Here is a 9824-nt window from a genome sequence, read left to right on the forward strand (position 1 = left end):
GTCCCGAGCCTGCGAATGCCCACCCCATGACCACGCGCCCGGCCCCGAACCTCGACGCTTCCGCGCTGGCGCTGATCGATGCCTGCGCGCGGGCCTCGCTCGAACTGCTGGAAGGCAACCTCACGCCGCACGGCATCCTGGCCGCCAGCCGCACCGAGGCCGCCGTGGCGCGGCGCTACACGCGCATCTTCGGCCGCGACGCCGCCATCTGCGTCATGGCCATGTGCGGCAGCGGCGTGCCCGCGCTGGAGCAAGGCGCCGTGGCCAGCCTCGACGCGCTCGCGTCGCAGCAGGCGGCCAACGGGCAGATTCCGAAGTACGTCGACCCCGAGGGGCAGGACGCCGACTTCTGGTATCTGGGCTGCATCGACGCCACCCTGTGGTGGCTCATCGCGGCGGACCATGTGCGCAGGCACGGCGATGTAGGCGCCACGCACTGGCGCGCCGAAGTCGAACGCGCGATCCAATGGCTGCTCGCGCAGGAGCACCAGCACTTTCGCCTGCTGCAGCAGAACGAGGCCAGCGACTGGGCCGACATCATGCCGCGCTCGGGCTACGTGCTGTACACCAACGCGCTGTGGTTCGACGTGAAGCGCCGCTTCGCACTCGAACACGCCGAGGAAACGCAGCACCATTTCAACCACCTGTTCAATCCGTTCCAGCGCGACCTGCCCGAGTACCACCGCGCAAGGCTGCTGCGGCACTATGCGCGGCGCGGCCGGCGCGACCCGGGGCTGTACCTGAGCTTCGTCAATTTCGCGGTGGTCGGCGACGAAGGCGACGTGTTCGGCAACGTACTGGCGATACAGAGCGGGCTGGCCGATGCGGCGATGGCGCAGCGCATCGTGCGGACCATCGATGCGGCGCATGCATCGCAGCCCTACCCGTTGCGCGTGGTGCTGCATCCGCTGTCGCAGCAGCACGAGCTGTGGCGGGCCTACATGGGGCGGCATCGACAGAACATCGTGCACCAGTACCACAACGGGGGAATCTGGCCGTTCGTCGGCGGGTTCTGGGTGATGGCGCTGGCGCGGCAGGGGCTGCACGGGCAGGCGTGGGCCGAGCTTGCGCGGCTGGCACAAGCGAACGCGCAGGACGACTGGCGGTTCACGGAGTGGTTCCATGGGCGCACGCTCGCGCCGATGGGAATGGCGGGGCAGAGCTGGAATGCGGCCGCGTTCCTGCTGGCGCAGCGGGCGTTGATGGGGGACGTGGTGGCCTGGTGAATGAGGGCGGCCGGCCCGTCAGGCCGCCCACACCCCCGGCGCGCAGGCGATGCTCACCGTGACGACGGGCGGATACAGATGCCCGGCCGCCGCGCCCGCCGCCATGCGTTCGCACGCGCCGAAGAAGCGGTACCACGCCGGCCCGCCGAAGATGATGCAGATGTGCAGCAGCGCGGCAATGGCGCTCGATGCGGCGCCGACGATCAGGGGAATGTTGTAGCTCACGAAGTCTCTCAAGGAAGATGCTTGCGGTCGCGCACGGTTTCGCGCGTCGGGCCGAAAGCGCCGAAGCGCACGGGCAAGCCGCTCGATGCCTCGGCGTACGCCACCCATGCATGCGGGCTTGCGACGGCGTGCGGCTCATAGATCGGCTCGGCGCCTTGCAGCAGTCGGGTCAATGCGTGCTGATGGCCGAGATCGCGCACGCCGCCGAGCGGTAGCGACGCGAAGCGGCCCGCCTCCGCCGTGCGGTAACCGGCGCACCAGCGCAGCCCCGCGCCGTCGACCGCATCGAGGTGGCTCACCACCAGCCCGTCGAGCGTGCCTGCCGCATCCAGCGCGTACCGCAGCAGCACCGCATCGGGGTGGCCCCTGCGGAACACGCCCTGCCAGCCTTCGTTCGCGTTGTGCGGCTCGCGCAACCGCGCATCGAGTGCCCGGTCGTGCGTGGGCAGCGGTCCCGGGCCATGGCGTGTGAGATAGCTGCGCAGAACACCCAGGTGCTGCACGGGCGCGTCGATGCCCACGTCGCGCAGCACGGCCTCGACCGCCGCCGTCGAGATGGTGCTCCACGTGGTGTGCGGATGGAACCCGCGCCACTCGTCCAGCAGCACGCCCTGCGCGCCCTCGAAGACCACGGCGCCGGGCCGCGCAAGGCGCTCGGCGATGCGGTCCGCCCCCGCAGGCGGCGACTGGGCCAGGCACGGCGCGGCGGCATCGAGCCATCGCCGTGCGAGCGAGTCGTCCTGGAGCACCGACAGTTCCCGCGCGCCATCGGCATGCAAGGGCGCCGCGTGCGCGAACTCGCGAAGCAGCGCAGCGCGGGAGGCTTCCAGTTTTTCCAAGGCAAGGGCCGGCTGCGACAGGTCGCCGTAGTGCAGCGCCTCGTCGGGTGCGGCGAGCGCATGCCGCACCGTTTCGCCGACACCCACGCCGCAGCTGCCGTGCGCCCCCTCCCCCCGCGCCCATTCGCGCAAACGGCCTGCCGCCTGATGAAAGGGCGTGGTCACGCGGCAGCGCGCATCGATCAGCAGGCGCGAGAACGCGTCCTCCACGCCCACCCGCCGCAATGCCGCTTCCTCGACGCGCAGCGCCGTCGGGTGCACCACCACCGGACTCGCAAGCACGGTGCCCACGCCCGCATGAAAACTGCCGGCGCCGAACTGCGAAAAGGTGTGATGCCGCCCATCCGCCAGCACCACGTTGTGCCCGGCCTGCGCGCCGCCGTTGAAGCGCACGACAGTGTGGGCCTGCAGCGCGCCGCACAGGTGGTCTGTGAAGAGCCCCTTGCCGCAGTCCCCGAAGCCGAGGCCGAGCAGTGAGATGTAGCGCGTGGCTGTCGCTGCGGTGCCGGAGCTCACTCGGTCATCAGCCGAAGAGCCGCTTCCACCACGAGGAGCGCGGGCCTGCCGCGCTCATGGCCACGGCCGGCGGCGCGCGGCGCGGCGCAGTCGGGTCGAGCAGCGCGGCATAGCCGTCGAGCGCGTGCAGCACCCCGCCGACGCGTTCCCGTGCCATGCCGGTGCCGCCCATCACGCCGGCCAGCGCCTCGAGGCTGGGCACGGCCTTCTCGGTGAGGGCGACGATGCCGGCGGCCACGGCACAGGCGTCGTCCGGCGAGTCCATGCAGATGACGTGATCGCCCAGCAGCTCGCGCCAGCGCGGCTCGCAGCGGCGGCGGCGCTGGGCGTCGGGAATCAGGAAGAACAGGTTCGTCGTTTCGGCCGCGGCGGCGATGACTTCCTCGATGGGAATGTCCTCGTCGAGCTTCTCGCCGATGAGGCCTTCGATCTGGTGGCGCGAGACGGCGGGGTACGGCAGTTCGTCGCCGGTGACGAACAGGTAGCCGCGCTTCTTGCGCTTGACCCAGCAGTCCATGTCGGTGTGCTGGGCCATGACGTAGAAGGCGAGCTCGTAGCTCTCTTCGCCCGAACCGCCGCCACCGCCTTCGAGATAGCTCCAGGTGAGCCACTGGTCCATCAGGTTGGCGGTCGATTCGAACTGGCCGACCTGCAGCGGTGCGTGGTCGGAGGTGGCGTCGCCGATGGCCATGAACATGAGCTGCGGGTCTGCCACGCCGCAGTCGGTCAGCAGCTTCATGAAGGTGGGTAGCTCCTTGCGCGCAAGCGTCTGCGGAATATCGCCCATGGAGCCCGTGACGTCGAGCGCGAAAACGATGCCCAGCGAGTTCGGATGGTCGGCGTTGTCGCGCGACTCGCGCACCTTCAACCCTTGCGGGTTCATCAGCGGATGGGTGGAGCGCTGGGTGAAGACCTCGGCGCCCGGCTTGGCGGCGCGGTCGGCAATGAGCGCCGTGTGGGCGGCATGCGAGTAGTTTCCGTAGCCCATGAAGTGACTCCTAGCTTGGTGCGTATGTGCGGTTCAGGCGCCGGTACGGTGGGGAGGCGCGGGATCGAAATGAACGAACTGCGGCGCGCCGAAGGCTTCGCGCGACGCGGCGGAGAGCGCCTGCTCGATGCCCTGCGCGCCAAGGCGCTGGCAGGCGGCACTGTCTTCACTGCACTGGCGCAGCAAGGCCACGAGCGGTGCAGGTGTGTGAGCGCCGAAACCTGGCTCGCCGGCCGCACCGCCGTGCAACACGGCGCGCACGGTCCAGGCGGCTTGCATCAGGTCGCGTGCGGCGGCGGCGTTGTGGACCGTGCCGGTGGCATGTTGCGCGCGCGACCAGCCGATGACGAGCACGCCATGGTCGCGCGGATGCACGAGCGCATGCGCGGGCGACAGGTCGCGGTGCGTCCAGCCGGCACCGTGCACGAAGGCCAGCACTTCGAGCATGCGGCGCCAGATCCACACTGCGTGGCGCGGATCGATGCCTTGGGCGTTGGCCTGCTGCACGTCTTGCAGGCTGCCCCAGAAGCCTGCCGGGTGGCGCAGCACCAGCGCCTGGCGGGCGCCGTCGCCCAGGCCTTCGGCAATGCCCACGCCCAGCGGCTGCGGCAGGCGGCGGGTGAAATAGGCAGCACCCTGCACCGGCAGGTCTTGCAGCGACTGGAGCACCGCGCCTTCACGCACCAGCACGCTGTTGGCGGCGCTGTCTCGCGCGAGCTTGAGCGTGACGCGCTCGGGCAACGCACCGAGGCGTTCGGCGAACAGCACTTCGCTGTGCTCCCCGGTGGCCAGCGGTGCGAGCACGCGGTAGCGCGCGCCGCGCCATGTGAGGATGCGGCCGCCGGGCACGTCGGCATTGGCCCGGCGCAGCGCGGCGCGGAAGCTCTCGCGCTCGATGGTTTCAGTGCCTCGGGTGACGGTGGTGCCGCAGTAACTGCAGTTGACGGTACGCCAGCGGGCAGCGCGCGGCAACGGCGCGGAGCATTGGGGGCAGCTGAGAGCGAGCAGAGACAGCATGGCCCCCGCCTCAATCTTCCTTGGACGGCGCCGTCGGGTCGGGCGACGCCAGCACCCGGTCGATGCGGCGGCCTTCGAGCGCGACGATATCGAAGCACCAGCCGGCGCAGTCGATGCGCTCGCCCACCTCGGGCAGGTGGCCCGACACGGACATCAGCAAGCCGGCCACGGTGTTGTAGCGCCCGCGCTCTTCATCGGGCAATTCGCGGATGCCCAGGCGCGCGCGCAGCTCCGACACGGGCATGAGGCCGTCGAGCTCCCACACGCCGTCGGCCCGCTCGCGCGCCCAGGCGTCGGTCTGCATGCCGGGCTGCAGTTCGCCGGTGATGGCTTCGAGCAGGTCGCGCGGGGTCATGAGGCCCTGGACCACGCCGTACTCGTCGACCACGAACACGAGGCGGCCGGCGCGGGCGCGGAACTGCTCCAGCAGCTCCATGCCGGTGAGGGTCTCGGGCACGAACACGGCGGGCGTCGCCTCCTGGCCCAGCACGCCGCGATGCGCGGAGCCCAGGCGCAGCAGTTGCGCCACGCTGACGACGCCGACCACGTCGTCGAGCGAGTTGCGGCACACGGGGTACCAGGAATGCACGAGGTTGAGCTCGGCCGCGTCGGCAACCTGCTGCAGTGCCCGCTCCACGGTGAACGAAGCATCGAGCCATTCGATGTCGGCGCGCGGGATCATCAGCGACGACAGGCGCCTGTCGTCGAGGTGGAACACATTGCGCACCATCTGGTGCTCGTGCTGCTCGATGACGCCGGCGTCCACGCCTTCTTCGAGGCTGGCCGAGATTTCCTCCTCGGTGACAGAACGGGCCGCGTTGGCGTCGATGCGCAGCAGCTTCAGCATGGTGGCCGTGGCGCCCGCCAGCAGCCACACGAAAGGCTTGGCGCCCTTGGCCAGTCCGCGCATGGGGCGCGACACCCATCGCGCCACGGGCTCGGGATAGAGTTGGCCGATGCGCTTGGGCACCAGTTCGCCGAAGATGATGGTGAAGAAAGTGATGCAGGTGACGACCACCGCGGTGGACGCGACGCTGGCGGTGCCGCGCCCCATGCCGACGCCTTCCATCCAGACCGCGAGCGGCTCGGCAAAGGCGGCCTCGCCGACGATGCCGCTGAGCATGCCGATCGAGGTGATGCCGATCTGCACCGTCGAGAGGAATTGCGTGGGTGACTCCATCAGCTTCAGCGCGGCCACCGCGCCGGTGTCTCCCGTTTCGGCCAGTGCCGCGAGACGTGCGCGCCGGCTGGTGGAAAGGGCCATTTCGGACATTGCGAACAACGCGTTGAGCGTGGTCAACAAGGCCAGGAGGAAGACATCCATGAACTGAGGGAGAAAATGAGGGAATGTCACTTTACTTGATTGGCGACCTGCAAGGCTGCGACGCCCCCTTCGGTCGGCTGCTGCAGAAGATCGATTTCTCCCCCAGCCGCGACACCATCGTGCTGCTGGGCGACCTGGTCAACCGGGGCCCCGATTCGCTCGCGGTGCTGCGCCGCGTGCAGGGCTACGGCGCCTCGGCGCTGAGCCTGCTCGGCAACCACGACCTGCACCTGCTGGGCGTGGCGCACGGCGCGCGCAAGGCCGGCCGCAAGGACACGCTGGCCGAAGTGCTGGCCGCGCCCGACAGCGAGGCGCTGCTCGAATGGGTGCGCCTGCAGCACATGGCGCTGCACATGCGCATTGGCGACGGCGACCTGCTGATGCTGCATGCGGGCGTCCTGCCGCAGTGGACGGTGGGCGACACGCTGGCGCTGGCGTCCGAGGTCGAGTCGGTGCTGCGCGGGCCGGCGCTGGGCGAGTTCCTGATGTCGATGTACGGCAACGAGCCGGCGCAATGGCACGACACGCTCACGGGCAGCGCGCGGCTGCGCGCCATCGTCAATGCGCTGACGCGGCTGCGCTTCTGCACACCTGAAGGCGTGATGGAGTTCGAGGCCAAAGACAGCGCGGCCACCCCGCCCGAAGGCTACATGCCGTGGTTCGACGTGCCCGGGCGCAAGACGGCCAAGGCCACGGTCGCCTGCGGCCACTGGTCGACGCTGGGCTGGCTGTCGCGGCCCGACCTGCTCTCGATCGACACCGGCTGCGTGTGGGGCGGCTGCCTGAGCGCGGTGCGCATCGGCGCGACGCTGGACGAGCGAGAGCTGATCCAGGTCGAGTGCGAGCAGTCGCAGAAGCCGGGCAAATAGATTCCGGCCCGGCGCGACTCACTCAGGAAGAAGGCAGCCGGAACTTGTCGAGCGACATGCGCTGCCGGCCCTGCGCGTCGAAGTTGCCGGGCGCCAGCCAGCGCTCGAACGCGGTGCGCACCGCGGGCCACTCGCCGTCGATGATCGAGAACCACGCGGTGTCGCGGCTGCGGCCCTTGTAGACCACGGCCTGGCGGAACAGGCCCTCGTACTTGAAGCCCAGCCGAAGCGCCGCGCGCTTCGATGGCTCGTTGAAGTTGTCGCATTTCCACTCGTAGCGGCGGTAGCCGAGTTCGTCGAAGGCGAGCTTCATCAGCAGGTACTGCGCTTCGGTGGACATCGGCGTGTTCTTCAGCAGCGGCGAAAAATTGACGGTCCCCACTTCGATGGCCCCGTTGGCCGGGTCGATGCGCATCAGCGCCAGCGAGCCCACGGCGCGGCCGCTTTGCCTGTCGATGACGGCGAAGTGCAGCGGGTCGGTGCTCTTCGCGATGCGCTCGATGTAGGCGCGGGTGCCTTCCGCTTCGGCGGGGCGCTCGACGCCGAGGTAGGTCCAGTCGCGCCCATCGGGGGCCTGGGCGTAGGCGGCGTGCAGATCGTCGGCGTGCTTCGAGGCATCGATCGGTTCGAGCCTGCAGAAACGGCCTTCGACCACACGGCGCGGCGGCTGGGCGCGCGGCGTCCATTCGGGAAGATCGGGACCGATGGACTGGCCGAACTTGTTTTGGCGGGCTGACATGAAAGGCTCTTTCGGAAAAAAGGAAAAACTGGGCGGGAGCACGTAAAGTACGCGCAACGTGGCTCCAGCGTAAGTGCCACGTTGGATTCATTTCATGGTGCCACGACCTACCCTCTCTCCCACTGCCCTGCTCGAGTCCTCCCTCTTAAGGGACCGCGGCGCAGGCTCGATGCAGCACCAGCTGCACGACCGGCTCAAGCGCGCCATCCTCGACGGCAGCCTGGTCGCCGGCAGCCGCCTGCCGGGCTCGCGCGCCCTGGCCGAGGCGCTGGCCGTATCCCGCAACACCGTCACCGCGACCTACGAGCATCTGGCGGCCGAGGGCTATGTGCAGCCCGACCGGCAGGGCACGCGCGTGACCGAACTCTCGTCTTCCGTCCTGCCGAAGCGCACGGGCAAGCCGACCGGCGCACCAGCCACCGCGCTGCGTCTCGCGAAGATCAAGCCAGGCACGTCGCGCGGCGAGATGGAGGCGGCGCTGCGCCCCGGTGTGCCCGCGTTGTCGCACTTTCCGTCGGCCCCATGGCGGCGCGCGCTCGACCGGGCGATCCGCGGCGCCGGATCGGCCGCGCTGGGCTACGGCGATCCGCTGGGCGAATCGCCGCTGCGCGCGGCCATCGCGCGGCATCTGTCGGTGGCGCGCGGCGTGCGCTGCGAGCCGCAACATGTCGTCATCGCCGAAGGCGCGCAGGAGGCCATCTCGCTGTGCGTGCGGCTGCTGGCCAACCCGGGCGAGACCGGCTGGGTCGAAGACCCGGGCTACCGCGGCGTGAAGGCCGCCATGCATGCGGGCGACATGCGCATCGTGCCGGTGCGGGTCGACGCCGAAGGCCTGTGCGTGACCGAACGCGACTGGCAAAAGCACCCGCCCCGGCTGATCTACACCACGCCCTCGCACCAGTACCCGGGCGGCTCGGTGCTGAGCATCGCGCGCCGGCTCGCGCTGATCGCGCAAGCCCGCCAGCACGGCGCGTGGATCATCGAGGACGACTACGACAGCGAGTTCCGCCATACGGGCGAGCCCATCGGTGCGATGCAGGGACTGGTGGACGACGCGCCCGTGCTCTACGTCGGCACCTTCAGCAAGACGATGTTTCCGTCACTGCGGCTGGGCTTTCTCGTGCTGCCCGCGCAGCTGCTGCCAGTCGTGCAGGCACCGCTGGAAGAAATGCTGCGCGGCGGGCATCGCTACGAGCAGCTGGCCATGGCCGACTTCATCGAGAGCGGGCAGTTCAGCCGGCACCTGGGCCGCATGCGGCGGCTGTACCGCGACCGGCAGCAGGCGCTGCGGCTTGCGCTGCAGAAGTATTTCAAGGTGCCGCACGAGATCGACGGCGGCTACTGCGGGTTGCACCTGACGGTGCGGTTGCCCGCGCGCTTCGATGACCGCCGGATCGCGGCCGAGGCGCTGCGACATGGCATCGCGCCGTTTCCGCTGTCGGGATTTGCGATGCGGCCGACGCCATCGGACAACGGGTTGGTACTGGGTTACGGGAACACGCCCATGGAACTGTTCGAGCCGCTGGTCAAACGCTTGTCACAGTTCGCGCGCGCAGCGGCATCGCCGGATTAGCCAGCATCACACGGCTCAAGAGTCCTTTCGTTCAAAACAAGGAAGGGGCTTGGAGCCCATTGACTACATCCGTCGTAAGCAAGCGTGGATTTGGCATGTCAACTTGTTGGCATACCTGCAACAAGAATCCCTACGCCAAAAGGCAAAACCTGCGCGTTGCCGAACATTGGAATCACATAATTGCAATCGCTTGAAGCGTCCTGTCGCAGTGCACGATGACGCATCGAGAGCTGGCCATTCGCTCTCAAGGCAAGCAGCAATCAATAACGACAGCAGGGAGAGTGCGTGACTCACGCCATTGCGACAACATTCGTCGCGTCCCCGGTGATCTTGCCGATCCCGTGGAGACGCCATCCGTGAAGCGCCGCGTCACGATCCAGACGCCCTTGGGCGAGGCACTGCAATTCCACCGCCTCGTCGGTCGAGAGACGCTCAGCCAGGCTTACGTTTTTGAAATCGATCTGCTGGGCAGCAGCAACGCCATCGATCCCAAGACCCTGCTGGGCAA

At 68.9% G+C, this 9824-nt stretch carries 9 protein-coding genes; 3 read left to right on the plus strand and 6 right to left on the minus strand.

Annotation, left to right across the window (positions count from 1 at the left end; all coding sequences use genetic code 11):
* Positions 1 to 26 precede the first annotated feature (26 nt).
* Positions 27 to 1226: an amylo-alpha-1,6-glucosidase gene (locus tag ACCD11_RS24680; RefSeq protein ID WP_413315816.1), complete on the plus strand. Its 1200-nt coding sequence runs from the start codon at positions 27 to 29 to the stop codon at positions 1224 to 1226.
* An 18-nt stretch (positions 1227 to 1244) separates the two neighbouring features.
* Here the strand turns inward: ACCD11_RS24680 and ACCD11_RS24685 are convergent, their stop codons facing one another.
* From ACCD11_RS24685 to ACCD11_RS24705, 5 genes are read right to left on the minus strand one after another with little or no spacing between them, the layout of a single operon-like run.
* Positions 1245 to 1451 carry a hypothetical protein gene (locus ACCD11_RS24685; RefSeq protein WP_413315817.1) on the minus strand — a complete coding sequence of 69 codons (207 nt, stop codon included), beginning with the start codon at positions 1449 to 1451 and terminating at the stop codon, positions 1245 to 1247.
* 8 nt (positions 1452 to 1459) lie between these two features.
* Positions 1460 to 2806, minus strand: coding sequence for an adenylosuccinate synthetase (locus tag ACCD11_RS24690; RefSeq protein WP_413315818.1), 1347 nt, complete (start codon positions 2804 to 2806; stop codon positions 1460 to 1462).
* 7 nt (positions 2807 to 2813) lie between these two features.
* A complete protein-coding gene (locus ACCD11_RS24695; RefSeq protein ID WP_413315819.1) occupies positions 2814 to 3794 on the minus strand; it encodes a VWA domain-containing protein in 981 nt (326 codons plus the stop codon).
* Positions 3795 to 3827: 33 nt separating this feature from the next.
* The gene (locus tag ACCD11_RS24700) at positions 3828 to 4811 is read right to left on the minus strand and encodes a lipopolysaccharide kinase InaA family protein (RefSeq protein ID WP_007835619.1); all 984 of its coding nucleotides are present in this window, start codon (positions 4809 to 4811) and stop codon (positions 3828 to 3830) included.
* A gap of 10 nt (positions 4812 to 4821) precedes the next feature.
* Positions 4822 to 6135, minus strand: coding sequence for a hemolysin family protein (locus ACCD11_RS24705; RefSeq protein WP_413315820.1), 1314 nt, complete (start codon positions 6133 to 6135; stop codon positions 4822 to 4824).
* A 23-nt stretch (positions 6136 to 6158) separates the two neighbouring features.
* Between ACCD11_RS24705 and ACCD11_RS24710 the strand changes: the two genes are divergently transcribed.
* Positions 6159 to 7004 carry a symmetrical bis(5'-nucleosyl)-tetraphosphatase gene (locus tag ACCD11_RS24710; protein WP_413315821.1) on the plus strand — a complete coding sequence of 282 codons (846 nt, stop codon included), beginning with the start codon at positions 6159 to 6161 and terminating at the stop codon, positions 7002 to 7004.
* Positions 7005 to 7026: 22 nt separating this feature from the next.
* On the opposite strand, the gene ACCD11_RS24715 is transcribed toward ACCD11_RS24710, so the two are convergent.
* The gene (locus ACCD11_RS24715) at positions 7027 to 7743 is read right to left on the minus strand and encodes a GNAT family N-acetyltransferase (protein ID WP_413315822.1); all 717 of its coding nucleotides are present in this window, start codon (positions 7741 to 7743) and stop codon (positions 7027 to 7029) included.
* A gap of 94 nt (positions 7744 to 7837) precedes the next feature.
* Between ACCD11_RS24715 and ACCD11_RS24720 the strand changes: the two genes are divergently transcribed.
* On the plus strand, positions 7838 to 9316 hold the full coding sequence (locus tag ACCD11_RS24720) for a PLP-dependent aminotransferase family protein (protein ID WP_413315823.1): 1479 nt from the start codon (positions 7838 to 7840) through the stop codon (positions 9314 to 9316).
* Positions 9317 to 9824: the final 508 nt, after the last annotated feature.

The sequence above is a fragment of the Variovorax sp. Varisp36 genome (genome assembly GCF_047304235.1).
Taxonomy (GTDB): domain Bacteria; phylum Pseudomonadota; class Gammaproteobacteria; order Burkholderiales; family Burkholderiaceae_C; genus Variovorax.